The organism is Bacillus sp. JZ39 (assembly GCF_053903145.1).
The window spans coordinates 2,885,051-2,910,833 of sequence record NZ_CP096389.1 but is presented as its reverse complement, the minus strand read 5'-3'; the positions used below and the strand labels follow the sequence as shown (position 1 = coordinate 2,910,833).

24 protein-coding genes are annotated in these 25,783 nt (G+C 38.7%); 19 read left to right on the top strand and 5 right to left on the bottom strand.

Annotation, left to right across the window (positions count from 1 at the left end):
• The first annotated feature begins 104 nt into the window (after positions 1 to 104).
• Positions 105 to 1,496, top strand: coding sequence for an alanine permease AlaP (gene alaP, locus M1D65_RS14920; protein ID WP_003229105.1), 1,392 nt, complete (start codon positions 105 to 107; stop codon positions 1,494 to 1,496).
• A gap of 245 nt (positions 1,497 to 1,741) precedes the next feature.
• On the opposite strand, the gene M1D65_RS14915 is transcribed toward alaP, so the two are convergent.
• Positions 1,742 to 2,257 (bottom strand): gamma carbonic anhydrase, encoded by a 516-nt coding sequence (locus tag M1D65_RS14915; RefSeq protein WP_032726461.1) that lies wholly within the window; start codon positions 2,255 to 2,257, stop codon positions 1,742 to 1,744.
• Positions 2,258 to 2,305: 48 nt separating this feature from the next.
• Here M1D65_RS14915 and ytpA point away from each other — a divergent pair, with 48 nt between their 5' ends.
• Together ytpA and tbcS are read left to right on the top strand one after the other, a co-directional pair.
• On the top strand, positions 2,306 to 3,085 hold the full coding sequence (gene ytpA, locus M1D65_RS14910) for a phospholipase YtpA (protein ID WP_041851124.1): 780 nt from the start codon (positions 2,306 to 2,308) through the stop codon (positions 3,083 to 3,085).
• Between the two features lie 20 nt (positions 3,086 to 3,105).
• A complete protein-coding gene (tbcS, locus tag M1D65_RS14905) occupies positions 3,106 to 4,209 on the top strand; it encodes a tetraprenyl-beta-curcumene synthase (protein ID WP_456270605.1) in 1,104 nt (367 codons plus the stop codon).
• Here the strand turns inward: tbcS and M1D65_RS14900 are convergent.
• A complete protein-coding gene (locus M1D65_RS14900) occupies positions 4,199 to 4,783 on the bottom strand; it encodes a tRNA (mnm(5)s(2)U34)-methyltransferase (RefSeq protein ID WP_123372863.1) in 585 nt (194 codons plus the stop codon). The genes tbcS and M1D65_RS14900 overlap by 11 nt on opposite strands.
• The gene (locus tag M1D65_RS14895; protein WP_024572829.1) at positions 4,780 to 5,748 is read right to left on the bottom strand and encodes a TIGR01212 family radical SAM protein; all 969 of its coding nucleotides are present in this window, start codon (positions 5,746 to 5,748) and stop codon (positions 4,780 to 4,782) included. The genes M1D65_RS14900 and M1D65_RS14895 overlap by 4 nt, the downstream gene beginning before the upstream one ends.
• 161 nt (positions 5,749 to 5,909) lie before the next feature.
• On the opposite strand from M1D65_RS14895, the gene M1D65_RS14890 reads away from it, so the two are divergent.
• From M1D65_RS14890 to M1D65_RS14850, 9 genes are all read left to right on the top strand, one after another.
• The gene (locus M1D65_RS14890; RefSeq protein ID WP_003229117.1) at positions 5,910 to 6,182 is read left to right on the top strand and encodes a YtzC family protein; all 273 of its coding nucleotides are present in this window, start codon (positions 5,910 to 5,912) and stop codon (positions 6,180 to 6,182) included.
• Between the two features lie 154 nt (positions 6,183 to 6,336).
• Entirely contained in the window at positions 6,337 to 6,474 is a 138-nt protein-coding gene (locus M1D65_RS14885; RefSeq protein WP_003229119.1) for a hypothetical protein, read from the top strand.
• Positions 6,475 to 6,507: 33 nt separating this feature from the next.
• A complete protein-coding gene (ytrA, locus tag M1D65_RS14880; RefSeq protein ID WP_003229121.1) occupies positions 6,508 to 6,900 on the top strand; it encodes a GntR family transcriptional regulator YtrA in 393 nt (130 codons plus the stop codon).
• Positions 6,893 to 7,771, top strand: coding sequence for an ABC transporter ATP-binding protein YtrB (gene ytrB, locus M1D65_RS14875; RefSeq protein WP_003229123.1), 879 nt, complete (start codon positions 6,893 to 6,895; stop codon positions 7,769 to 7,771). Before ytrA ends, ytrB begins: the two co-directional genes overlap by 8 nt.
• Positions 7,765 to 8,751: an ABC transporter permease YtrC gene (gene ytrC, locus M1D65_RS14870; protein WP_124072842.1), complete on the top strand. Its 987-nt coding sequence runs from the start codon at positions 7,765 to 7,767 to the stop codon at positions 8,749 to 8,751. The genes ytrB and ytrC overlap by 7 nt, the downstream gene beginning before the upstream one ends.
• 29 nt (positions 8,752 to 8,780) lie before the next feature.
• Positions 8,781 to 9,758 (top strand): ABC transporter permease subunit, encoded by a 978-nt coding sequence (locus M1D65_RS14865; RefSeq protein WP_064670863.1) that lies wholly within the window; start codon positions 8,781 to 8,783, stop codon positions 9,756 to 9,758.
• Between the two features lie 14 nt (positions 9,759 to 9,772).
• A complete protein-coding gene (gene ytrE / locus M1D65_RS14860; protein ID WP_064670864.1) occupies positions 9,773 to 10,468 on the top strand; it encodes an ABC transporter ATP-binding protein YtrE in 696 nt (231 codons plus the stop codon).
• Positions 10,458 to 11,780, top strand: a complete 1,323-nt coding sequence (locus tag M1D65_RS14855) for an ABC transporter permease (protein WP_064670865.1) — start codon at positions 10,458 to 10,460, stop codon at positions 11,778 to 11,780. The genes ytrE and M1D65_RS14855 overlap by 11 nt, the downstream gene beginning before the upstream one ends.
• 192 nt (positions 11,781 to 11,972) lie before the next feature.
• Positions 11,973 to 12,203 carry a plantaricin C family lantibiotic gene (locus M1D65_RS14850; RefSeq protein WP_064670866.1) on the top strand — a complete coding sequence of 77 codons (231 nt, stop codon included), beginning with the start codon at positions 11,973 to 11,975 and terminating at the stop codon, positions 12,201 to 12,203.
• A 150-nt stretch (positions 12,204 to 12,353) separates the two neighbouring features.
• Here the strand turns inward: M1D65_RS14850 and M1D65_RS14845 are convergent, their stop codons facing one another.
• The gene (locus M1D65_RS14845; RefSeq protein WP_064670867.1) at positions 12,354 to 13,001 is read right to left on the bottom strand and encodes a helix-turn-helix domain-containing protein; all 648 of its coding nucleotides are present in this window, start codon (positions 12,999 to 13,001) and stop codon (positions 12,354 to 12,356) included.
• A gap of 265 nt (positions 13,002 to 13,266) precedes the next feature.
• Between M1D65_RS14845 and M1D65_RS14840 the strand changes: the two genes are divergently transcribed.
• From M1D65_RS14840 to bceB, 6 genes are all read left to right on the top strand, one after another.
• Positions 13,267 to 16,383 (top strand): type 2 lanthipeptide synthetase LanM family protein, encoded by a 3,117-nt coding sequence (locus M1D65_RS14840; RefSeq protein WP_276353327.1) that lies wholly within the window; start codon positions 13,267 to 13,269, stop codon positions 16,381 to 16,383.
• Positions 16,384 to 16,409: 26 nt separating this feature from the next.
• Positions 16,410 to 18,563 (top strand): peptidase domain-containing ABC transporter, encoded by a 2,154-nt coding sequence (locus M1D65_RS14835; RefSeq protein WP_064670869.1) that lies wholly within the window; start codon positions 16,410 to 16,412, stop codon positions 18,561 to 18,563.
• A 330-nt stretch (positions 18,564 to 18,893) separates the two neighbouring features.
• Positions 18,894 to 19,589, top strand: a complete 696-nt coding sequence (gene bceR / locus M1D65_RS14830; protein ID WP_276353325.1) for a two-component response regulator BceR — start codon at positions 18,894 to 18,896, stop codon at positions 19,587 to 19,589.
• Entirely contained in the window at positions 19,582 to 20,586 is a 1,005-nt protein-coding gene (gene bceS, locus M1D65_RS14825) for a two-component sensor histidine kinase BceS (RefSeq protein WP_015384427.1), read from the top strand. The genes bceR and bceS overlap by 8 nt, the downstream gene beginning before the upstream one ends.
• A gap of 101 nt (positions 20,587 to 20,687) precedes the next feature.
• Entirely contained in the window at positions 20,688 to 21,449 is a 762-nt protein-coding gene (gene bceA / locus M1D65_RS14820; protein ID WP_003229137.1) for a bacitracin ABC transporter ATP-binding protein BceA, read from the top strand.
• Positions 21,439 to 23,379 carry a bacitracin ABC transporter permease BceB gene (bceB, locus tag M1D65_RS14815; protein WP_276353322.1) on the top strand — a complete coding sequence of 647 codons (1,941 nt, stop codon included), beginning with the start codon at positions 21,439 to 21,441 and terminating at the stop codon, positions 23,377 to 23,379. Before bceA ends, bceB begins: the two co-directional genes overlap by 11 nt.
• Before the next feature lie 36 nt (positions 23,380 to 23,415).
• Here the strand turns inward: bceB and M1D65_RS14810 are convergent, their stop codons facing one another.
• A complete protein-coding gene (locus tag M1D65_RS14810; protein WP_014477720.1) occupies positions 23,416 to 24,162 on the bottom strand; it encodes an LMBR1 domain-containing protein in 747 nt (248 codons plus the stop codon).
• Between the two features lie 188 nt (positions 24,163 to 24,350).
• On the opposite strand from M1D65_RS14810, the gene M1D65_RS14805 reads away from it, so the two are divergent.
• Positions 24,351 to 25,544: an MDR family MFS transporter gene (locus M1D65_RS14805; RefSeq protein ID WP_064670874.1), complete on the top strand. Its 1,194-nt coding sequence runs from the start codon at positions 24,351 to 24,353 to the stop codon at positions 25,542 to 25,544.
• Positions 25,545 to 25,783 lie beyond the last annotated feature (239 nt).

Below are 25,783 nucleotides of genomic sequence, written 5' to 3'. Positions count from 1 at the left end.
CTTGTTGTTATCCTTTTATTTCTCCATCATCATTGATTTACCCAATCCGTACGGAATATTCAGAAAAATGATATAATGATATTTTTTTCTAGGGGAGAAGAAGCATGCAAAAACAAAAACAAGAGCTGCACCGCGGACTCGAAGAAAGGCATATTTCTTTAATGTCTTTAGGAGCTGCTATAGGAGTAGGGTTGTTCCTCGGCTCCGCATCAGCTATTCAATTAGCAGGGCCTGGTATTTTGGTAGCGTATGCCGCAAGCGGCCTGGTCATGTTTTTTATTATGAGAGCGCTTGGGGAAATGGCCATTCAAAAACCGGTCGCAGGCTCCTTCAGCAGGTATGCGCGTGATTATTTGGGACCGCTTGCAGGCTATTTAACAGGGTGGAACTACTGGTTTTTATGGGTTGTCACCTGTATGGCCGAAATCACTGCTGTCGGCATCTATATGGGGTTCTGGTTTCCTGACGTGCCAAACTGGATTTGGGCATTATCGGCGCTGGTCATTATGACGGGTGTTAATTTCCTGGCTGTCAAAGCTTACGGTGAGTTGGAATTTTGGTTCGCATTGATTAAAATTGTTGCGATCTTATCCATGATTGCTGTCGGTTTATTGATGATTATTGCAGGAGTCGGCAATGGGGGCATTGCAACCGGAATCAGCAATTTGTGGAACAACGGAGGATTTTTCCCTCATGGTTTAAAAGGGGTTCTATTGTCTCTTCAAATGGTCATGTTCGCCTATTTAGGGATTGAAATGATCGGGGTGACGGCTGGCGAAGTAAAAAACCCGCAAAAATCGTTAGCCAAAGCAATCGATACAGTATTTTGGAGGATTTTGATTTTTTATGTAGGCGCTTTATTTGTCATTATGTCTATTTATCCGTGGCAGGAAATTGGCTCTCAAGGAAGTCCATTTGTTCTCACATTTCAAAAAGTGGGCATTCCATCGGCGGCAGGTATCATTAACTTTGTCGTGTTGACTGCCGCGCTGTCTTCATGCAACAGCGGTATTTTCAGCACAGGACGGATGCTGTTTAACTTGGCGGAACAGAAAGAGGCGCCACAAGCATACGGTCAGCTGACGAAAGGCGGCATCCCGGGTAAAGCTGTTCTAGCTTCAGCGGGGGCTTTATTAGTCGGAGTGCTGTTAAACTATGTTGTCCCTGCGAAGGTATTTACTTGGGTTACAAGTATTGCGACGTTCGGAGCGATTTGGACGTGGGCAATCATTTTGCTTTCTCAAATAAAATACAGGAAAAGTTTGAAGCCGGAAGAAAAGAAACAATTAAAGTACAAAATGCCTTTATTTCCGTTTACGTCTTATGTGTCATTGGCATTTCTAGCATTCGTCGTCATTCTTATGGCTTACAGCCCTGATACAAGAGTAGCCGTGATTATCGGGCCGATATGGTTTCTCATCTTGCTGGCTGTGTACTATGGAAAAGGGTTTCACAAAAAAAATGCGGCTGCTGCCAGCGAACGAAATATCAGCTGACAAAAAGAGCTCCCAGTGGGCTCTTTTTGTGTGTGCTCATAGAAAATAGAGAACAGGAAAGAATAGGTATGTGTGTTTGCAGAGGCTGTTTATAGTTTTGTGATAAGATAAAAGTCATACGTTTCATGCTATATGTGAACGTTTTATGGAAAAATTGAAACCCGAACTGTGATGACGTCCGGGTTAACGATGGTTATTGCTTTCAAATATAATTTGAAAAATGGTAAAGTAAGACGAAGCAGGTCTTATGTTTGTTGAAGAAATTTATAATATTGGCCCTTTTCTACATATTCTGACCGTATTCTTTGCATATCTTTTCGGTCTTCTTCCGTCAAAGGGCGGATGACTTTTGCAGGGCGGCCAAAGGCGAGATGGCCAGGCGGAATGGTTTTTCCAGGCGGGACAAGACTGCCGGCACCAATAAAAGCGCCTTCGCCAATTTCGGCTCCGTCTAAAATGATTGAGCCCATGCCGATTAAGGCGTTCTTGCGGATAACAGCGCTATGAAGTGTAACCTGATGGCCTATCGTGGCGTCATCTTCAATGAGCAGCGTCTGGTTCGGGCTTTGATGGAGGCAGCTTAAATCTTGGATATTGACTCTGTTTCCGATTCTGGTCGGCGCAACATCTCCCCTTATGACAACAGAAAACCAAATGCTGGACTGTTCTCCGATCACGACATCACCGGTAATTGTTGCATTATCAGCTATAAAGGCTGTTGGGTGGATATCTGGCTTGTGTTCCTTATAAGGGTAGATCATAAGATTCATCCTTCTTTCTCTATTTAAATTTCGTATGAGGTGAAGAGCATGTGGACCTGGAAAGCAGACAGACCTGCTGCCGTGATTGTAATCATTCACGGGGCAAGTGAATATCACGGACGATATAAATGGCTGATTGAAATGTGGCGGTCCTCGGGTTATCACGTTGTCATGGGCGATTTGCCTGGACAGGGAACAACGACAAGAGCGAGAGGGCATATTCGCTCGTTTCAAGAATACATTGATGAAGTAGATGCTTGGATAGATAAAGCGCGAACTTTTGATCTGCCGGTTTTTCTTCTAGGTCACAGCATGGGCGGTCTGGTCGCGATTGAATGGATTAAACAGCAAAGAAATCCCAAGATTACGGGAATTATTTTATCATCACCGTGTCTCGGACTGCAAATTAAAGTGAATAAAGCGCTTGATCTTGCATCAAAAGGCCTGAATGTCATCGCTCCGTCACTTAAGGTTGATTCGGGATTATCAATTGATATGGCGACGCGCAATGAGGACGTCATCGAAGCTGACCAAAATGATTCGTTATACGTCAGGAAAGTTTCTGTCAGATGGTACAGAGAGCTTTTAAAGACAATTGAATCGGCAATGGTGCCGACAGAGGCATTTTTGAAAGTTCCGCTTCTTGTGATGCAAGCCGGTGATGACAAGCTTGTTGACAAAACGATGGTCATCAAGTGGTTTAATGGTGTTGCTTCTCATAATAAAGCATACAGAGAGTGGGAAGGGCTTTACCATGAGATCTTCAATGAACCCGAGAGAGAAGATGTCTTTAAAGCAGCAAGAGCGTTTACTGATCAATATATTTGAACTAGTAGGGGGTGCATGTGTTGACAGTACCGGAACATCCTTTTGGATTGATGGCAAAGGTATATCGAGATATTTTTCCGCTCGTTCATCAAGAGCTGGACATATGGAAGCAAAAATCAGAATCGATTCATAACAGTGAATTGAAAGCACAGGCAACCGCAAGTATTCGGGACAAAACGTTTCACTGTGAAGGCGGCGGCATACTGGCCTTATTGTCAGGCAGCCAAAAGCAGAAATGTGTCGAGTTTATCATCGCGTATCAAACGATTAGTGATTATTTGGACAATCTGTGTGACCGCAGCACCTCGCTGGACCCGCAGGATTTTCGGATGCTCCATGCCTCAATGCAGGATGCACTGACAGTTGGGGCGGAACTGCAAAACTATTATCAATTCAGGGAAGAACAGGATGACAGCGGATATCTGCACGAACTGGTCAAAACGTGCCAGCGTGTCCTTGGTTCCATTGAGCACTATGACATGATTAAACCTTATCTGCTTGAACTGTGCGGCTATTATTGCGATTTGCAGGTGCATAAGCACGTTATTGAGCATGAGCGTGTTCCGCGGCTTGAAAAGTGGTTTACTCAATATGAATCAGAGCTGCCTGAGATGGAATGGTATGAATTTTCAGCCTGTGCAGGCTCAACGTTAGGCATTTTCTGTCTGGTTGCGTATTCGTTCCAGCCTGATTTCACAGAAAGCACCGCTAAAAAAATCCGCGACAGTTATTTTCCTTACATACAGGGCCTTCATATTCTTCTTGATTATTTGATTGATCAAGAGGAGGACTTGCTGGAAGGAGACTTGAATTTCTGCTCGTATTATCAGTCTCATGAAGAGATGATGAATCGGCTTGAACACTTTATCCATAAAGCTGACGAGCATTTAGAAGGCATTCCGCATGAAAACTTCCATCGTTTAATCAATCGCGGCTTGCTTGGCGTTTATTTGTCAGATGATAAAGTGGCGGGCCAAAAGGAAATGGGCCGGCTCGCAAAGAAGCTGATCAAAGCCAGCGGAAAAACCTCCCTTTTCTTTTATATCAACGGCAGAGCCTACCGGAAATTTCAAAAAATGTCCTGGATGAAAAACTCAAAGAAAAAAGCTCAAATCATTTGCTGATCTGAGCTTTTTTTTCGATGGCGACAATAAATGGCGGGTCATTTTGCTGATTGATAAATCCGTATGATAATACACGGGCTGTTTGCTGGTCCAAGTCCCGGCAAAACTCGAGCACGTCGTTTTTTTCAGCTTTGCCTTCCGGGTGGCCATGATAGACGACGAGAACAATCAGACCTTCGTCTTTCATGATGCCGAGAAGCTGTTCAATTGCTTTGATCGTAGAACTGCCGTTTGTCGTAATTGATTTGTCCCCGCCCGGCAAATAGCCGAGGTTAAATACCGCGGCCGCCACTTTGCCATGTGTTTCAGGCGGGAGGGATTCAGCGATTTTATCATGGCTTTTGTGAAATAACGTTGTTCGCGCTTGATACATGTCACCGAGCCGTTCCTTTGTATTGGCCACGGCTGATTCTTGGATGTCGAATGCGTACACATGACCGTTTTCACCAACAAGCTCCGCTAAAAACTGTGTATCATGTCCGTTGCCCATTGTCGCATCTACGACAATATCTCCTTCTCCCGCGGCCATTTTCAGCAGTTCTTTGCTGTAAGGAAGAATTTTCTTCAAAATCATAGCGCTGATTCCTCCTCAAGCCGCTGAAAGAACTTTCCTTGATAGCTGCCTCGGTTCTCTAGCTCTTTATTAATGGCGCCAAGCACTTCCCATTTGTTGACGCTCCACATTGGCCCGATCATCAACTCAATCGGTCCGTCACCTGTAATGCGGTGGACGATCATTTCAGGCGGAATGATCTCAAGCTGATCGCACACGAGCTGCACATAATCATCTTGAGAAAGAAATTCCAGCTTTCCCTTTTCATATTGCTTGACCATCGGCGTGCCTTTCAGTAGGTGAAGCAGATGGATTTTAATGCCCTGGACGTCCAAATCTGCGACGGCCTTTGCCGTTTCCATCATCATGTCCCGGTCTTCCAAAGGCAGCCCGTTGATAATATGCGAGCAGACACGTATGCCGTGTTTTCTTAATTTATTGACGCCTTCCACATAGCAGTTAAAATCATGTGCGCGGTTGATCAGAAGTGCAGTCCGTTCATGAACTGTTTGAAGCCCAAGCTCCACCCACAAATAGGTGCGTTCATTCAGCTCTGCCAGGTAATCAACGACATCATCAGGCAGACAGTCAGGGCGAGTGGCGATCGAAATGCCAACCACATCATCTAAAGCGAGGACGGATTCGAATTTCTCACGAAGCACCTCAACCGGGGCGTGAGTGTTTGTGAAAGCCTGAAAATAAGCGATGTACTTGCCGTCCTTCCATTTTTCGTGCATGCGGTTTTTGATGTCATGGAATTGCGTAATTAAATCATCGGCCCGGTTCCCGGCAAAATCGCCGGAGCCTGCTGCGCTGCAAAACGTACAGCCTCCGTGGGCTACGGTGCCGTCCCGATTCGGACAGTCAAAACCGCCGTCAAGCGCTACTTTAAACACCTTATGGCCGAAATGTTCTCTGAGATGATAATTCAATGTATGATAGCGTTTTTCCGTATTTGAATAAGGAAAAGGATTGTTCTGCATCACAATTCATGTGCCTCCTTGCGTACGATTGCATCCTAAAATTGTAGCACGCATTTCACAAGAGAACAAATGAATATCGACCATAAATTACTTTATTGAATAAAGTCAGATGAGGCTACAATATGAATGATGGATGAATTCCATTACCAAAAGGAGGGGTTACTGTGGCAACAAGACAATCAGTAGATGAACATCTCCAGCAATGTATGCAGGCCTATGATTATGCTGAAGAACAGCTGAAAATCGCTTCTAAACAAGAGCATTATAACGATCAAGAATATAGTGATGCACAAATGCAGCTAGAAGATGCGGTAAATGCCTTGAATAAACTATGGCTGTCGTCAAATGATCAGCAGAGAGAACAGCTGTACAGAATGAGACTTCAGCTTCAATCTTTGCAAAATAATATGATCCTGCAGCACCCTCTTGATGTGTAGGAAAACGGACCCTTTTAAAAGGGTCCGTTTTTTTGTAAAAAAAGGATTGACTTTGTGAGTCAAAGTATTTATTGTATTAATTGTACTAATTGAAGTAATACACTATAGACACTAATATAAAATCATTTATATATTGACATTAAGGGAGGCAGTTATGAAACATAAAAAACGAAACAAACGTAACGTGCCAATGCTGATTGCGGCATCTGTGATCGCTTGTTCTTTTTTTCTTGTTCTTGTGATGATCGGTTTTGAATGGCAAAAAAGTATAATTGATCATTTTTATCTATAAAAGGTTCAGATCGTATAGAAAGTAGGGAAGTAAATGATTCAAATCGATCCAAGAAGCTCAACACCCATTTACGAACAAATTATTCAGCAAATGAAAGAGCTTTGTTTGAAAGGGATCATGAAGCCTGGTGATAAGCTTCCTTCTGTCAGAGAATTGGCAACGATCATTATTGCGAATCCGAACACTGTCAGCAAAGCGTATAAAGAACTTGAGCGAGAGGGGATTATTGAAACGCTGCGGGGCAGAGGGACCTATATATCGGAGAATGCAAAAACGACACTGGTTGAAGGGAAGATGACGATGATTAAAGAGCAACTCAAACAGCTCATCATCGATGCACACTATGCAGGGGTTGAGCTGGAAAAACTGCACGAATGGATAAAGGAAATCAGCGCTGATGTGAAGGGAGGCAAAAAAAATGATTGAACTGCGGCAGCTGTCAAAAGCGATTGACGGCAATCAAGTATTAAAAGATGTTTCATTAACAATCGAAAAAGGAGAAATCTTTGGATTGCTTGGACGCAATGGATCGGGCAAAACGACGATGCTTCGCTTAATCCAGCAAATCATTTTCGCTGACAGCGGAACGATTTTATTTGACGGCGTAGAAATCAAAAAGCACCCGAAAGTCAAACAAAATATCATCTACATGCCTGTTCAAAATCCGTTTTACGATAAGTATACATACAAGCAGTTAGTCGATATTTTGAGAAGAATTTATCCGAAATTTGATGTCACGTACGCGAATGAGCTGATGAACAGATACGAAATTCCGGAAACGAAAAAATACCGCGAACTGTCGACAGGCTTAAAAAAGCAGCTATCACTCGTTCTGTCGTTTGCGGCGAGACCGGCGCTGATTCTCCTGGATGAGCCGACGGACGGTATTGATGCGGTAACTAGACATGATGTGCTGCAGCTGATGGTCGATGAAGTGGCAGAGCGTGATACGAGCATCCTGATCACGTCCCACCGGCTTGAGGACATAGAGCGGATGTGCAACCGAATTGGCTTTCTTGAAGATAACAGGCTGACCAACGTCATGGATCTTGATGAATTAAAAGAAGAATACATCAAAATACAAATGGCGTTTGACACAGATGTCAATCTGGCCATCAGAGAGCAAAACATTCCGATGCTCGATCAGGCCGGCGTGTTTTACACAGTGCTGATTCCGAAAAGCGATGAGGAGAAAAAGAGCTTTTTGAGAGAGCTGAAGCCAAAAGTATGGAATGAGCTTCCTGTCAACCTGGAAGAAGTATTCATTGCGAAGTTTGGAGGGAAGCGGAGATGGTAGACCGAGGTCTCCTCTATCGAGAGTGGAAGCAGAATCAAGTGGTGATTTTGTTAAGTATCGCGTTTTTAGTGCTGGCAAATCCGCTTTCTATCGTTAATACGTATTTGTCTTATCAAGGATGTCTTGATCGCCAAGACCCGCAATATTGTGATTTTATTGTGAATTATTCCATAAGCAATCTGATAGATCTCAACTGGGTGCCGGGTGTCATTTTGGCGGTCTGCTTCCTAGGAATGGAACGTTCGAAAGGCACGATGGATTTTATATTAAGCCTTCCATATAACAGAAGCCAAATTTTCCAGACGAAATTTTGGTTAGGCGGTTTTGTGATTGTGCTGTCGCAATTGATTGGCTTTTTACTCGCATGGCTGCTGATTGTTGTCTATAACCCTGAACACGTCTACTTTTTTGAGCACAGCAGCGTTGGAGTAATTGTGATTAGTTTTATGGCTTTTTCACTGGTGATGGCCGCCGGAGCGTTAACTGGAAATGCTTTTGCCCAGCTGTTAACGGCGTTTTCTGCAGCTATATTGCCGTATTTAATTATTGCATTGCCGGTTGGAAACCTTGAAGTTGTTTTTGGTGTGAGTATATGGGAAATGTTCCCTTCCCCTGAGAGTTATTTCTCTCTGGCAAGCAATTTATCGAACCTAGTACCGATTAGTTACGTTGTAAATGAATGGATGACTAACAGTAAATATCTTTTATTGATTCCAGCCGTAATGAGCATTCTATTTTACTTGATTGGTTTGATAAGCTTCAAAAAGCATCCAAGTGAACGAAACGGACACTTTTTCTTATGGAACAGATTAGACCGTCCGGTGCAAATTCTGGTTATGGCTTTCGGCATCCTTGGATTTGGTTTATTTGGATACTATACCGGACATTCCATTATTGGTTATATTTTGGGTATGATCATTGGGGCAGTGGCTGGATTCTTTGTGAGCTACTTCTCTATTTTTAAGAAAACGAAACATTAAGAAATACTTTCGGTTTGGAGGGAAGTGATGTGCCGGATTTCGGGCTGTTTTATAAAGAGTGGAAGCAAAATAAAGCTCTGTTGGTAATAATTATTTTAGTATTTATGCTTAGCAATCCTTTTACCGTTTTAAATACGTACATTTCATATCAAAGCTGTGTCACTCATCAGGACAAGTGGGTCGGAACCTGCGTATTTTCGATTAACTATTTAAACGGCACATTTATCTCAGTGTTCTGGATTTGGGGTGTCGTTTTGGCAATCAGCCAGCTTGGAATTGAACGAAGCAAGGGCTTCTTTGATTTTATATTAAGCCTTCCTTATACACGGGGCCAGATATTTAATGCGAAGTTCCTTACCGGCGGAATGGTGATTGTGGGACCGCAACTCATAGGATATGTTTTATCTATTTTCCTGATTTTGCTTTTGAATCCTGAAAAAGTGATTCATTTTCATCATCTTAGTATAGGGATGATCTTTATCAGCTTAATGGCTTATTCGTTAGTCATGGCCGCAGGTGCTTTAACAGGAAATATTTTATCGCAGCTGCTGGTTTCATTTACTGTTGCTATTTTCCCTTTTCTATTGATAGCTTTACCTGCCGGAAATTTAGAGATTGTATTTGGACAGAATGCTGCCGTTTTGAATACTGAAATACCTGATTGGTTTCGGTATATTATCCCAATTATGTTTGTTGTTCCTGAATGGGTGATGGATTCCGAACATTACCTTTTCTTTCCGATAGCCTGGAGCTTTATATTTTATATCATCGGGTACATCAGCTTCGTCAAACTATCAAATGACCGAAATGGATATTTCTTTTTGTGGAAAGCATTGGATCGCCCGGTGCAAGTGATCGTCATCATCATTGGCATTTTAGGCTTCGGCTACTTTGGATACGCTGCAAGCGAGAGCTTTGCCGGCTATCTTCTTGGTATGGCTGCGGGCGCAGTGATTGGTTTTTTCATCAGTTATTTTGCGATTTATAAAAAAACGAAATATTTGTAAGGGAGAGAGTAAATATGATAGATCTTCAGCATATTGACCATTCTTTCACGATCGGAAAAAAAGGCCGTGAAAATGAAGTGCCTGTATTAAAAGACGTCTCTTTAATAGTTGCGAAAGGAGAGATCGCCTGCATTCTTGGTCGAAGTGGGTCAGGAAAATCAACGCTTCTGAATTTAATTTCCGGCTACATATCCCCGACAAAAGGGCGAATTGTGATTAACGGCACTGATGTTACAGGCTTTAATGAAAGGGAATGGGCTCAGTTCCGCCTTGAACACTTCGGTTTTATTTTTCAAAGCTTCCAACTCATTCCAGGTTTAACGACGTATGAGAATGTTGAAATGCCGCTAGCGTTAAAAGGGATCAAACCGTCCGAGCGCAAGCAAAAGGTAAAGGATATGCTAAAGCGAGTCGGTCTTGAAAACCATGCTGCCCATTATCCGAATGAACTGTCTGGCGGCCAGCAGCAGCGTGTCAGTATTGCGAGAGCGTTAATTTTAAATCCATCGATTATTTTAGCGGATGAGCCGACGGGAAGTCTTGATTCAGAAACGGAACAGGAAGTACTTCAATTGATTCAGCAGCTGAACCGTGAGCGCGGTATTACATTCATCATCATAACTCATGATGATGAAGTGGCTTCCATCGGACACTCAAAATTTCAGCTTCATGACGGCATATTAAAAGGGGGAATTACTGTTGAGGTTTAAGGATCAGGTTCATTTTATCAGAAGAAATATGAAGAAAAATAAGCTGCGTGTTTTTATGACAATACTCGCAACTACTATGGCATGTTCGTTTCTAATCATATTGTCCTCTGTTGGATTTGGTCTGCAAAAGTCTATGACTGAAAATATAATGAGTCAAGGGATCATTACTGAGATTGCCATCAAGGGTCAAAAGAATGCTAAGGAAGTAACTGAGAAAGACTTAAGTGAATTTAAAACACATAAAAATGTAAAGTCAATAATTGAGCGTACAACAGTGTATGACCCTGTTGTAATAAAATACAAAAATTTAAAGGCAAACAATCTCAGTCTTATATTTACAAATATGAAGGAAGAACATAAATCAAAAATGAAACTCGATCAAGGCAGAATGCCCGAAGCGAATAATGAAATTGTGGTAGGCTACGATTTCGCAAGTCAATTATGGACGGATCAAGAAATCAAATCATTTGATAAACAAATAGAGTTAGGAAAAGATACTACAACTATAAAACAACCGAAAGGTTATACTGGAAATATACTTAATCAAACAATTAATGTTGAAGTGCCTGAAATTGATGCTGCTACAGGAAAACAAAAGACCGACAAAAATATTCAACTAAAAATTGTAGGTATAAAGGAGAAACCAAAACAGAGTTGGGAAACAGATAGCGATATTTTAGTTAACAGAGATATTAAAGGTTTTGAAAATTATATAGATAATGCAAGGGAAAATAAAAATATTAATAATTCATTAGTTGTAAATGTAGATAAGTTTGATAATGTTGAAAAGGTGACAAATGATTTAATTGACGAAGGTTTTTATGTGCGTTCTGTTACAACAGTAGTAGAAGATATCAATGTATTTTTTAATGTCTTTAAAATAGGTTTAATCTTTGTTGGAGCAATTGCGGTATTAATATCTGCTATTGGGATATTTAATACAATGACCATGGCAGTGACTGAACGAGTTCAAGAAATTGGTATTATGAAAGCCATTGGGGCTTCACCATCAGTTGTTCGAAAAATGTTTCTAATGGAGAGCATGTATATCGGCTTTATCGGCTCAATTTTAGGGATTGTAATTTCATATATTATAAGCTATGCAATTAATTTAATTGTTCCTAAGATACTCTCAGCAATAGAGAAGGGAGCATCTTCTGGGAGTTATGATATTACATTTTCTTACATCCCGATAAGTCTTGTTATTATTGCAGTTGTTATTTGTTCTGGAGTTGCAACTCTTTCTGGTTTAAATCCAGCCATAAAGGCTACTCGAATAAAAGTATTGTCAGCATTAAGAAAAGAAATATAACCAAGAATATATAATAGCTTGTCAACCAATCTAATAGACTGATTGACAAGCTATTTTTAATACATTTAAATAAAGCAAAGATTATTAGCAGTTGCTTAAAAGGGTTATTTTTTTTCACCCTATTAGATTCTCAATAATTGGAATATAATGAATTACGATAACGTTATCAAAAAAAATCAGGGGGAATAATAAATGGAAAACAACTTCAAAAATCCAGTATTGAGAAGCAAAAAGTTAAATGAGAAACACCCGGCAGGAAACTTGCTAGAAGAAATTAATGAACAAGACATGTCATCAATTGCAGGCGGAACTAATGACGCCTACTCAAAATCATTAGCAAATCGCGCAGGATTAGGTAATAACTATGGAAAATATTGTACGGTTTCTGCTGAATGTTTTGGAACTATTAGTTGCGGTTCATAATAACAGAGTAAATACAAAAGAGGTTGGTCTTATGCCAACCTCTTTTGTATTTATAAGATAGAATAAAAATAATAACTTTTATATTAATAAACTTAAAAGTTATATCGAAGACATTTTTCATATTTTTATTAAAAATCAGGTTAAATATATTTATTCGATTGATACTAATGTCTTATTAGTTTTATGTAAACGGCAACATGAACGTAATTCGTGGGTTGTTTTACATCCTGTTTTAGTAAGGATGCTTTTTATTTGTTTTTTAATTGTGTTTGGAGATTTAAAGGTCATATCTCCTATTTGTGATCGACTGAAGCCTTGGATAATAAGATAAAATACTTCTTTTTCAGCAGATGATAATTTATAAAGGACTTCTTGTTCCTTTAGTTTCAAATATTCTTTTAATAAAACTTTATAAGGATTAAAAGATTTAACTGCATATCTAATTTTGTTTGGAATATCAGACCAATTTTTTTTGAGTACATAATCGGTTGCCCCAGCAAGAAAACTTTCTTTGATGAGTCTCTCATCTTCACTCGAAGTTTGAACGATAATGTTCAATTCATGGTATTTATTAAATATATCATAACAGGATTTTATACTTTCATGAAAATCATTTTCAAGATCCAAACCCAATAATAATACATCAATTTTTCTGTCAGATAATAGTTGATTAATATTATGATCTATATAGTTAAACGAAGCAACTATTTGCATATCCGGTTCGGCATCTAGAAAGCAACTTAAACAATTAAGCCAATTATTATCTTCTTCGATTAGTGCTACTCTGATTTTTTCCACTTTTTACACCCCAAATAATTTATTTTTAAAAATTATTTTTTCATAGATAGATTGGAGGTTTGTAGTAGAAGTTTAAGTCGTCGCCACCTCTATTTCTTTTTTTATGGGAATAATATTACTAAAAGATGGGGAAATAGTCAAATAATGTATATGAGAATCAGGGGTGATCCTTTTTCACCCTATTCATTATAAATATTAGTAACTATACTTATATTTCATAGACAGCATTCAGGAATAAGTTCTATGTTGTAAATAGGAGGATAATATGAGTAGTGAAGCTATTTCTTTTAAAGACGTACTGGGATACTGGTCAACTTTCTTTCCGGAGAAAAAACACTCACTTAAAGAAATAGAAGAAGTAATTAAGAGTGTGACTAAAAAAGACTTCAATCATTTAAAACCCTCATGGGAAGCTCAGGAAAAGAATCAAAAAAGTTTTCAAACGGATGTTCAAGAAATTTTAAATTGTACTGCGAATGAAATGGTTGAGAAAGTAATGATTGGTCTAAATCATCTCGAATATAGCGGTTTTATATTTCCTTTTATTAGATATCACTTATCAGAGAAATTTTATGAAATAGAAAAAAATAGTGAAATCATTGATAGCAAAAAAGGAATTGAAATTATTGTTATTAATATTTATAACAGCCTGTACAAAATATTTTATAAAACAATGGTTTTAGAGATTAATTTAGCTCGAGAACAATCACTTCTACAAGGGGAATGCCCAGAAAGCAGATTTGACTACTTTAATAATGTTTTACTTAAAAGTAAAGAGTTCTTGATATATTTATACAGCGATTATTTGGAAATGTTTAATCTGTTAAATAAACGAACTAAAGATATTATTAATTTTATTATTTCTATAATTTCTCATACTAATAGGTATGCAAAATATTTAAAAACAGTGTTTAATATTAATTTTGAAAAGATAGAACATATCAATGCTGGTGGTGGCGATTCACATTGCGGTGCAAAATCTGTAAGTATCATCTTATTTGATACAGGGGACAAACTTGTATATAAACCAAGAAATATGGACCTCGAGCAAAATTTCAATCGCTTTATCGATTGGATTAACTCTTTGAAAATACCAGGTTTTTTAAACTTAAGTACAGCAAAAGTGTATTCAGCTTCATCTTTCGGATGGATGGAATACGTTCAACATAATGAACTCAAAAGAGAAGAAGATGCAAGCAAATATTACTCTCGTATAGGCCAATTGTTAAGTTTACTTTATATTTTTAATTCTAAAGATTTTCACCATGAAAATATAATTGCAAATGGGGAGAACCCAATTTTAATAGATTTAGAAACTTTATTTCACGGGGATTTAAAAAAAGAAACATATGGACTATCTGCTCAAGAAATATCTGAAAAACTTATAGATGAGTCTGTTTGTTCAATATATTTATTACCGAACCGAGTTGTATTTTCTAAAGCTAACAATGCTGGGTTTTTAGATGTGGGGGGACTAAGTGGGGGAGACATACAAAAAGCAACTGTTAAAACATCGACAATACAGAATCAAAGTACTGATCAGGTACGAATAGTTAGAGATTACGGATTTATTAAACCTGAGAAAAATTTGCCTTTATATGACAAAAGAGTACAAAATGCCAGTGATCACGTGCAAACCATAAAACAAAGTTTTAATTTATTTTATAATTGGATAAGAGAAAATAAAGAGTTATTGATTTTAAATATAACAAAGTTTTTTAAAGAGGGACAATGCAGATTAATTATAAAACCAACACATTTATATTCAAGTTTATTAAACTCCAGTTTCCATCCAGATCTTATACAAACACCTCTCCATAGAGAAATATTTCTAACAAGAATTGGTCTAAGCAAATTTGAAGAATACCATGAACATTTTTTTTTAAACGAATATGATGATTTAAAAAAAGGAGATATTCCGTACTTCTATATGGATCTAAACTCCAGATTTGTGAAGAATTCATATGGCGAAAAAGTAACAGGCATTACTTTAAAAAAATCACCAATAGAAGATGTTAAAATGAAAATTACCATGTTAAATAGTGAGGACTTAAAAAAACAACTTAATTTTATCGAGTTAAGTTTTCTTTATAGTGAATTTGAGGACGATAAAGCAATGACGGATATTGTTTTTAATCAGACATCTGAAAACTTAAAAAGAAATGTAAATATCGAATTAATGTTAGCTAAACAAATAGGTGATTATTTAATTACGGAAGCTGTTGAAGGGGTAAATGATAATAATAAAGAAATGACCTGGCTAGGTGTCATGGTTTATGGAAAAGAAGAAAGTTTAACTGAAGTTTCTGGTGTTGGATCGGATTTATATAAGGGCAACAGCGGTATTGCAATGTTTTTCTCTTATCTATATAAAAGTACTAATGAGTATAAGTATAAAGAAGCTGCAATAAAATCTTTAAATTATGTTGCCGCCTACATAAATGAACTATTAGAGTTAAAGGATAATGACTTGAATTTTGAATTAAACTTTGGAGGATTCAGTGGTATAGGTGGCATGTTATATGCTCTTTATCATTCGGGTGTTCAATTAAAGGAAGAACAATTTATAGAATTAGCAATTCAAGGAACAGAGATTATAAAAAAGTACAGTGAAGATATACAAAGTGAAGATATTATTGCAGGTATTACAGGTGCAATTTCAGCAATATTATCAATTTATAAAGATACAAAGATTAGCAATGTGCGTCAAAAACTTTATGAGGTATTAAAAACTTTGTATTTTAGGCTTTTAGAAATTGTTAACGTGAAAACTATAGATGATGAACCAGAGTGGAATAAAGTGGCGGAAGGATATACTGGTTATGCTCACGGAAGTAGTGGGATTTCAGGATCATTAATTCAATTATACTGTGTTTTTAAAGACGAGCTGATTTTACATCTTATCACTTCTTCATTAAAATTTGAGAGGCATTTATATTCAGATGAACAGAAAAACTGGTATATTCAGTCTAGCAAGAATAATTTAAGCAACGGTTGGTGTCATGGAGCTCCAGGTATACTTTTAAATAGGATGATCTTAAAAGCAAATGGTTATCATGATGAACATATTGATACCGAGATTGAAATTGCGATTAAAACGACTATAAAAAATGGCTTTGGAAATAATTTGACCCTTTGTCATGGTGACTTTGGTAACCTGCTAATTCTTGATTTTACAGCTGACGTACTAGGTGATTCAGTTCTTAAAAAATATTGTGAAAATACTTATGTACAAATGCTGGATGAAATAAAGAGGATCATAGATAACCCTAGGGATCCAAATAAGTATTTATTAGGGCTTATGATAGGTTTAAGCGGTTATGGCTATTTTATTTTAAAGAAATTAAACTCAGATATTAAGAATATAATGTTTCTTGAATAAATTTTAAATATAAAGGTTATGGTGATATGAAAAAAAAAGTCCCTTTTGTAGAGCAATTTCATCAGACTGAGTGCGGTTTGTGTTGTGCAGCTATGTTATTAAGGTATCATGGTTGTTTTAAACCATTAAATGATTTAAGAGAAATAGCTGAGCCTGGAAGAGATGGATTGAATTTAAAGCAAATCTACGATCTCCTTAAATCGTTGCAAATAGACCCTAAAGTGTATAGAACTGATACTAATGGTTTAGAACAAGTAACGCTTCCTGCGATATTGTATTGGAATGAAAACCATTTTGTTATTTTAGAAAAAATTAAAAAGAATAGTTTCGTCATTGTCGACCCTAATATTGGGAGAAGATCTGTACCAATTAAGGAGTTTGAAGAGTCTTTTTCAGCTATCGTATTGATTGGAAGACCAAATAAACATTTTATTCCTGAAAAAAGCAGAGAAAGAACCTTTCAGTTGGTGACTTCAAGCTTTACAGAAAATAGAATATTAATTGTTAGAATGTTTATCTTGTCATTTTTAACTGCTGCAGGCACGTTGGCCATACCTATATTAATTCAAAATTTAACTGACAAAGTGATGAATCATAGCTATATATCTATAACTGATGTTACTATATCAATATTAGTTTTAATATTATTCTTTTTCTTGCAATATACCCGAGGGGTTTACTTAATTTATGTCAAATCGGTTTTAGATCAGCACTTAATGAAAAAAATATTCAAACACTTGTTAAAGGTTCCTTATAAATTTTTCGATGCTCGTCCAACTGGTGATATTATACATAGAATGAGCAGTATCGATAATATAAGGGATTTATTATCTGAGACCGCTATAAAAGGGATATTAGATGTCATTTCTTTGTGTTTTATTTTTATATACATTGGGTATAAATCTATTACTGTTTTATCCTTAGTTTTACTTCTCTTTTTGATTTATGCGGCTGTATCCTTCTTAATAAGGCCTAAACTAAAGGAAATAACCCTTTATGAAATGTTAGAGAGAGGTAAACTACAAAGAGTTCAGATTGAAACCATCACAGCTATTTTTAATATAAAGGTTTCAGGATTAGAAAATGTAGTATACGATAATTGGAAAGACCAAATGAATCAAGTAATAAATAGGTATAAGTTAAAAGGTAAGATTTCGAATTTTTACAATATATTCACTCAAAGTATGCAGACTTTAGCACCGTTTGTAACTTTACTTTTAGGGTTTCAACAATATATTAACAACCAAGTTACTTTCGGAGAAGTTTTAGCCATTTTTTCGATTACAACACTATTTTTTACCACAAGTACTTCAATATTCCAAATTTTAAATGACGTATTGCTAGCGTCAACTAGTATGCAGAGAATAAAGGATATAACAGATGCAAAAGCAGAAAAAGAATCCTCAAAGAAAATTGACTCTTTTAAAGGAGACATACAAGTTAAAAATGTGAGTTTTTCTTATACAAAGTCTTCTGAGATAGTTCTGGATAATGTTAATATGCACATTAAAAAAGGACAAAAGGTAGCAATAGTGGGGAAATCAGGATCTGGTAAAAGTACTTTGGGTAAGCTGTTATTAGGTTTATATGAACCAACTAACGGCGATATTCTTTATGATGGAATCAGTGTTTCCGAAGTTAATAAAAAAGAACTTAGACAAAGCATGGGAGCTGTTCCACAGGATATTTACCTTTTTAATAAATCCATATATGAAAACATTAAAATGGGTAAAAAAGATATTAGTTATGAGGACTTTATCCGAGCATTGGAAGTAGCAAATATTGATAAAGAAGTTAATGAAATGCCCATGAAGCATAGGACATTAATTTCAAATATGGGTATGAACTTATCTGGAGGGCAGAGGCAGCGACTTGCATTAGCGAGAGCATTAGTTAATAAACCGAGTGTTATTCTTCTAGATGAAGCTACCAGTTCTTTGGATTCTGTTAATGAAGCTAAAGTAGCTGAATACTTCACTAATATAGGAAGTACGTGCATTGTAATTGCACACCGACTATCCACCATTATAGATTCGGATGTAATTTTTGTAATGAAGAATGGTTTAATTACTGAACAAGGCACACATCAAGAGTTAATGAATGCAAAAGGAGAGTACTTTACGCTTTATTCCAGCCATAAAAATGAAAATAATGCTAACCACTACGAGGAGCTTGTTTAGGTCAATTACTAATTATTGATTCTAATTCGCCGAATTTTAGGAGAGGAAAAGTTTGAAGCATCAGACTGCCGAGTATATTTCGACAGTCTTTTTGTTATTTTATTACATGTGATTTTCTTGTTGCACAACGTCATAATTTCACATTAATATGAAGTATTTATATTGTTTCATTTATAGCTTAACGGATGACTGTTCCTTTCTTACTGAAGCCGGAAAAAATAAATAATAAATAAATTTAATTATGATATTAAATTGAACTACCCTTCTTTATAGCACATGCTGGCGTTTTGCTATACACTTGATAAAAAAGGAAAAAGTGCGGTGAGTTGATTGTTTAAACTTTTGCTGATTGAAGATGATGAATCGCTGTTTCATGAAATCAAGGATCGTTTAACGGGATGGTCCTATGATGTATACGGCATTCAGAATTTCAGTCAGGTGCTGCAGGAATTTTCGGCGGTTAATCCTGATTGTGTCATTATTGATGTACAGCTTCCTAAATTTGACGGTTTTCATTGGTGCCGGCTGATCCGTTCCCGGTCAAATGTTCCGATTCTCTTTTTATCCTCCAGGGACCATCCTGCTGATATGGTGATGTCCATGCAGCTCGGGGCAGATGACTTTATTCAAAAGCCATTTCATTTTGATGTGCTGATTGCGAAAATCCAAGCGATGTTCCGGCGTGTGCACCATTATAATACGGAGCCGAGTACGATTAAAACGTGGTGCGGCGCTGCTGTAGACGCGGAGCAGAACCTCGTCAGCAATGACAAAGGATCTGTTGAACTGACCAAAAATGAAATGTTCATTCTAAAACAATTAATAGAGCAAAAAAACAAGATCGTCAGCCGTGAAGAGCTGATCAGAAGCTTGTGGAACGATGAGCGTTTTGTTAGTGATAATACGCTGACCGTCAATGTCAATCGCCTGCGAAAAAAACTGGACGTCCTGCAGCTTGGCGCATATATCGAGACAAAGGTGGGCCAGGGCTACATCGCGAAGGAAGAGGACAAGTTCTATGATTAAAGCATTCCTTATCGAAAGGCGGAGCTGGATTGCCGCGTTTTTGTTTCAGCAGGCTTTGATGCTGTTCATTGCTTTTGTCGATCCTTCCATATCATTTGGGAATGTACTTTATATGGTGTATTTGTGCATCTTGTTTTTTATCATATTCCTTTGGTTCCGTTATCGGAAAGAAACAGCGTTTTATAAAAGCTTGAAAACATGGGAGAACAATCTCGATGTGACAGCTATAAATGAACCGGAAACGCCGTTTGAAGCAATGGTTGAAAGAAGCATTGCCGGGCAAACAGAACACTTGAAGCAGACCGCAGCACGGCATCGCTTAGCATTGGAAAATGAAAAAGATGAGCTGATGGCATGGATCCATGAGGTCAAAACTCCATTAACAGCGATGCATTTAATCATTGATAGAATGGAAGAAAAAGCACTGAAATCCCAGCTGTCCTATGAATGGCTGCGTATTCACCTGCTTCTTGATCAGCAGCTTCATCAAAAACGCATTTCATTTATTGAAAACGACCTGTCAGTAGAATTCATTCAGCTTCAGCCTTTGATCTTTAAAGAAATCAAAGATTTACAATCGTGGTGTATCCAAAAAGGGATCGGTTTTGACATACAGCTCGATGCCAAAGAAGTGCTGAGCGATGCAAAATGGCTGGCGTTTATCATCAGGCAGCTGCTGACAAACGCGGTGAAATACAGCGAAGCCTCTGAAATCGAGATCAAAAGCTTTCAAAAAGGGGAACAGACGCAGCTCCAAGTGAAAGACTGTGGCAGGGGCATTGATCCAAAAGATGTACCGCGTATTTTTGATAAAGGGTTTACATCCACAACGGATCACCATGATCAAGCGTCAACTGGCATGGGCCTGTACTTGGCAAAAAAAGCAGCTGCGCCGTTATTGATCCTTATTGATGTTGAGTCGGAGTTCGGTGCGGGGACAGTTTTTACATTAACCTTTCCAATACGGAATCAATTTGAACATGTCATAAGCGTGTGACGAAAATGTCACATGCTTTTCTTTTTTGTTCGCCGTATCGAAGGAAAAGCCCGGCATTCCTTTTTATAATGAGATTATCCAATATAAAGGAGACTGCGTAAATGGTGATTTTAGAAGCGAATAAAATTCGAAAAAGTTATGGAAACAAGCTGAATAAACAGGAAGTGCTGAAGGGCATCGATATTCACATTGAAAAGGGCGAATTCGTCAGTATTATGGGTGCTTCCGGGTCGGGAAAAACCACTTTGCTCAACGTTCTGTCCTCAATCGATCAGGTCAGTCACGGAACCATTCATATTAATGGAAATGACATGACGGCTATGAAGGAAAAGCAGCTGGCTGAATTTAGAAAACAGCATTTAGGCTTTATCTTTCAGGATTACAATTTGTTAGACACATTGACAGTGAAAGAGAATATCCTTCTGCCTTTATCGATCACGAAACTATCAAAAAAGGAAGCCAATCGCAAGTTTGAGGAAGTTGCAAAGGAACTGGGAATATATGAATTGCGGGATAAGTACCCGAATGAAATTTCCGGCGGCCAGAAGCAGAGAACATCCGCCGGAAGAGCGTTTATTCATGACCCGAGCATTATTTTCGCTGATGAACCGACCGGCGCGCTTGATTCGAAATCGGCCTCTGATCTATTAAATAAGCTGAGCCAGCTCAATCAAAAACGAAACGCCACGATTATTATGGTTACCCATGATCCCGTCGCTGCCAGCTACTGCGGCAGAGTCATTTTTATTAAGGACGGGCAAATGTATACACAGCTGAATAAAGGGGGCCAGGACAGGCAGACGTTTTTCCAGGATATTATGAAAACGCAAGGCGTGTTAGGCGGGGTGCAGCATGAACATTAATCAGCTCATCCTGCGAAATTTGAAAAAGAATCTTCGTAATTACTATCTGTATGTGTTTGCGCTCATCTTTAGCGTGGCGCTTTATTTCGCCTTTGTCACGCTGCAGTATGACCCAGCAATTAACGAAGTGAAGGCTTCGATCAAGGGAGCTGCGGCTATTAAAACCGCTTCGATTTTGCTTGTGGCTGTGGTCGCGATCTTCATTTTATATGCCAATACGATTTTTATTAAGAGACGGAGTAAAGAAATCGGGCTGTTTCAATTAATTGGAATGACGAAGCATAAAATTTTTCGCATCTTAAGTGCAGAAAATGTCATGCTGTATTTCGGTTCATTAGCGATCGGGGTAGCGGCCGGGTTTTCGATATCGAAGCTTGTCTTGATGATTCTGTTCAAAATTGTCGATGTCAAAGCGGATGCGAAACTGCATTTTTCTGAGCAGGCCTTGGTCCAAACGGTCATTGTGTTCTGCGGCATTTACCTTTTGATCATGATCATGAATTATACGTTTATCAAAAAACAGAGTATTTTATCTTTGTTTAAAGTAACGTCCTCCACTGAAGACAAAGTAAAGAAAATATCATTTTTCCAAATGATAATCGGCGCTTTAGGCATCGTGCTGATTTTGACAGGATACTATGTGTCTTCTGAGCTGTTTGGCGGAAAATTTAAGACCATTAACGAACTGTTTGGCGCAATGAGCTTTATCTTGGGGGCTGTCATTATCGGGACGTTTTTGTTTTATAAAGGATCAGTTACGTTTATCTCGAATATCATTCGAAAAAGCAAGGGCGGCTACTTAAATATTTCTGAGGTTCTGTCACTGTCATCGATCATGTTCAGAATGAAATCGAACGCGCTGCTGCTGACGATTATTACAACCGTTTCAGCGCTCGCCATCGGGCTGTTATCTCTTGCTTACATCTCGTATTACTCGTCAGAAAAGACCGCTGAACAAAATGTAGCGGCTGATTTTTCATTCATGAATGAGAAAGATGCCAAGTTATTTGAAAACAGATTGAGGGAAAGCAACATCTCGTTTGTAAAAAAGGTAACACCTGTCCTGCAAGCAAATGTTGACATCGCAAATATTATGGATGGAACTCCGAAAGAGATGCAGGGCGACCCCAGCAATATGCAGCTTGCTGTTGTTAGCGACAAAGATGTAAAAGGAGTCGATGTGGCGGCTGGAGAAGCCGTTTTCTCAGGATACACCGACTTGCTGCAAAAAATAATGGTTTTCAAGGACTCTGGTGTTATTAAAATAAAAAGCAAGCATGAGACGCAGCCATTAAAATATAAAGGATTAAGAGAAGAGTTTCTTGTATCCTACACGTTTACAAGCGGGGGCATGCCCGCTGTCATTGTGGATGACAGCCTGTTTAAACAGCTGAACAAGGATAAGGACCCCCGCATTCAGCTGGCGCAATCTACCTTTATCGGCGTCAATGTGAAACATGACGATCAAATGGAAAAAGCAAATGAGCTTTTTCAACAGGTGAACAAGAAAAACGAGCATTTATCAAGACTGGATACAAGCGCTGCGCAAAAATCACTGTTTGGTATGGTGATGTTCATCGTCGGCTTCTTAGGGTTAACGTTCCTGATTACATCAGGTTGTATCCTTTATTTTAAACAAATGGGAGAAAGTGAAGATGAAAAACCGAGCTATACAATTTTAAGAAAACTCGGCTTTACGCAGGGCGACCTGATAAAGGGGATACGCATCAAACAAATGTACAACTTCGGCATTCCGCTCGTTGTCGGCCTCTTCCACAGTTACTTTGCCGTCCAATCCGGCTGGTTCTTATTCGGATCAGAGGTATGGGCGCCTATGATTATGGTGATGGTGTTATATACTGCGCTCTACTCCATTTTTGGTTTTCTGTCAGTTCTTTATTATAAGAAGGTCATTAACTCGTCGTTGTGAAACAGAAAAAGCTCCAGACATTCTGGAGCTTTTTGTTTATCGTTTTGGCGCCCGGTAACCGGCGGCTTCAGCTTCTTCAACTGAGCAAAACATTTCAGCCGGATCGGTTGTCCGGTCATAGTATGTACTGCCTGGCGTGTGGTAGATGCCGTTTTTGCTTCCTTTGATATTACAGCCTTCTGCTTTGTCAGCTGTTTTGGTTTCATCACTTTTACTCGTATTGTTTGAAGAACTTCCAGTGTCTTCATGAGAACTGGCGGTTTGGCTTTCCGTCTCTTTTAATTGATTTTCAAGCTTTGTTTTATCTTGTCGGAGTGTTTCATTTTCAGCCTTTGCCGTTTTTGCATCTTCTTTGAGCTGCTTTTGATTTTCTTGAAGCTCTTTAATCTCAGCTTTTAATGATTTCTGAGTCTTTTTTAGATCGCTATTTTCGTTTTTAAGCTTCTCAAGCTTGTCTTGATCTTCTTTGTTGTCTTTTAATTTCTTTGCTTCAGAGCTGACAGATTTATATTCTTTCTCAAGTTCTTCATGCTCTTTTGTGAGGTTTTTGTATTCGGCGTTTAGCGCTGAATATTTTTTCTCGGCATTTGCTGCGGAAGTGTCAGGTTCTGCCAATGCTGCCCCGGTAAAGAGCAGCACAAGGCCTCCAATGAAAAGCGGCCAAAAAAGTCTCTTGGAGAAACGTTTTTCCTTTTTCAGTACATATCTGACAAAGTGATATAATCCATAGCCCAGTGCAATGAGACATGCCAGAAAACCTAAGAATGCTAATACCATTTCCATAATATGACCCCTTTTTCTATTTATTTTACATTTTTCAAACAATATTTGTTAGATTTTTTCACGCTCATCAGTTGAAAAATGTGAGAGAGATAGATAGAATGAATGTGCTATGATAACTGGATTCGTACGGAGCCGTTTTAGGTTTCGTTTTTTTCATGAGCTTTTTTAGGTAAGAAAGGGGGATAAGTATGCCGCGTGCTCTTAAAATTTTAGTCATTGGAATGTTTATCAATGTGACGGGTGCTTCTTTTTTATGGCCGTTGAATACGATTTATATCCATAATCATTTAGGAAAGTCGTTAACGGTAGCCGGACTTGTCCTGATGCTGAACTCCGGCGCCAGTGTGGCTGGTAATTTATGCGGAGGTTTTTTGTTTGATAAAATCGGCGGTTTTAAATCGATTATGCTTGGGATAGCCATTACGTTAGCAAGCCTGATGGGCCTTGTCTTTTTTCATGATTGGCCGACCTATATTGTGCTGCTGACGATTGTGGGCTTTGGCTCCGGTGTAGTTTTTCCGGCCAGCTACGCAATGGCGGGATCGGTATGGCCTGAAGGGGGAAGGAAGGCATTTAATGCGATATATGTCGCGCAAAACGCGGGTGTGGCCGTCGGTTCAGCACTTGGCGGTGTCGTGGCATCTTTCTCGTTTTCATATGTATTTTTGGCAAATGCCGTATTGTATCTGATCTTTTTCTTTGTTGTATATTTCGGATTTCGAAATATTCAGACGGGTGATGCATCCCAAACATCCGTGCTTGATTATGATGCTGTGAACAGCAAAGCAAAATTTGCCGCATTGATCATTTTAAGCGGAGGCTATGTACTCGGATGGCTGGCTTATTCTCAATGGTCCACCACAATTGCTTCGTACACACAAAGCATTGGAATATCTCTTTCCTTATACAGCGTGCTATGGACAGTTAACGGAATTCTAATTGTGCTCGGCCAGCCGCTCGTCAGTTTTGTGGTGAAAAAATGGGCCGAGTCGCTAAAAGCGCAAATGGTCATCGGCTTTATCATTTTTATTGTGTCTTTCAGCATGCTGCTGACTGCAAAGCAATTTCCGATGTTTCTCGCTGCGATGGTGATCCTGACGATCGGAGAAATGCTTGTTTGGCCTGCTGTGCCGACAATTGCCAATCAGCTCGCCCCTAAAGGGAAAGAAGGCTTTTATCAAGGCTTTGTCAACAGTGCGGCGACAGGCGGCAGAATGATTGGTCCCCTGTTCGGAGGAGTGCTTGTCGATCATTACGGCATTAAGGCCCTTGTTTTATCTCTGTTGGTATTGCTGCTGATCAGTATTGCCACAACGCTTCTATATGACAAACGGATAAAATCAGCTAAAGAAACAAATAAGCAGGCATCAATCTCTTCATAATAAAAGATCCCGCCGGGTGAGCGGGATCTTTCAGCGTGTCGACATACCCTCGCATTCGTTGTCAGGCCTGCGCTTCGGTGTTCAATGCGAAGTGGATCAACGGCTAAATTCTCAGGCGTCCTGCCTAAACGCCGTCGTCATCACATCCTGTGAATGTCCGCTCCTATGCTCGTCCTTCCTAGACTTCAAGGGTATTCAATCACGCTGAAAAGATAACAAAATCCTAAAATGAAAACCAT

Bases quoted from the DNA above. Each gene is read 5' to 3' on its own strand.
- ytpA (WP_041851124.1), top strand. From the start codon at position 2,306: ATGTGGACCTGGAAAGCAGACAGACCTGCTGCCGTGATTGTAATCATT.
- bceB (WP_276353322.1), top strand. From the start codon at position 21,439: ATGAACATTAATCAGCTCATCCTGCGAAATTTGAAAAAGAATCTTCGT.
- M1D65_RS14885 (WP_003229119.1), top strand. From the start codon at position 6,337: ATGAAACATAAAAAACGAAACAAACGTAACGTGCCAATGCTGATTGCG.
- M1D65_RS14835 (WP_064670869.1), top strand. From the start codon at position 16,410: ATGAAAAAAAAAGTCCCTTTTGTAGAGCAATTTCATCAGACTGAGTGC.
- M1D65_RS14805 (WP_064670874.1), top strand. From the start codon at position 24,351: ATGCCGCGTGCTCTTAAAATTTTAGTCATTGGAATGTTTATCAATGTG.
- ytrB (WP_003229123.1), top strand. From the start codon at position 6,893: ATGATTGAACTGCGGCAGCTGTCAAAAGCGATTGACGGCAATCAAGTA.
- ytrC (WP_124072842.1), top strand. From the start codon at position 7,765: ATGGTAGACCGAGGTCTCCTCTATCGAGAGTGGAAGCAGAATCAAGTG.
- M1D65_RS14900 (WP_123372863.1), bottom strand. From the start codon at position 4,783: ATGATTTTGAAGAAAATTCTTCCTTACAGCAAAGAACTGCTGAAAATG.
- bceA (WP_003229137.1), top strand. From the start codon at position 20,688: ATGGTGATTTTAGAAGCGAATAAAATTCGAAAAAGTTATGGAAACAAG.
- ytrA (WP_003229121.1), top strand. From the start codon at position 6,508: ATGATTCAAATCGATCCAAGAAGCTCAACACCCATTTACGAACAAATT.
- M1D65_RS14850 (WP_064670866.1), top strand. From the start codon at position 11,973: ATGGAAAACAACTTCAAAAATCCAGTATTGAGAAGCAAAAAGTTAAAT.
- alaP (WP_003229105.1), top strand. From the start codon at position 105: ATGCAAAAACAAAAACAAGAGCTGCACCGCGGACTCGAAGAAAGGCAT.
- bceS (WP_015384427.1), top strand. From the start codon at position 19,582: ATGATTAAAGCATTCCTTATCGAAAGGCGGAGCTGGATTGCCGCGTTT.
- M1D65_RS14915 (WP_032726461.1), bottom strand. From the start codon at position 2,257: ATGATCTACCCTTATAAGGAACACAAGCCAGATATCCACCCAACAGCC.
- M1D65_RS14810 (WP_014477720.1), bottom strand. From the start codon at position 24,162: ATGGAAATGGTATTAGCATTCTTAGGTTTTCTGGCATGTCTCATTGCA.
- ytrE (WP_064670864.1), top strand. From the start codon at position 9,773: ATGATAGATCTTCAGCATATTGACCATTCTTTCACGATCGGAAAAAAA.
- M1D65_RS14840 (WP_276353327.1), top strand. From the start codon at position 13,267: ATGAGTAGTGAAGCTATTTCTTTTAAAGACGTACTGGGATACTGGTCA.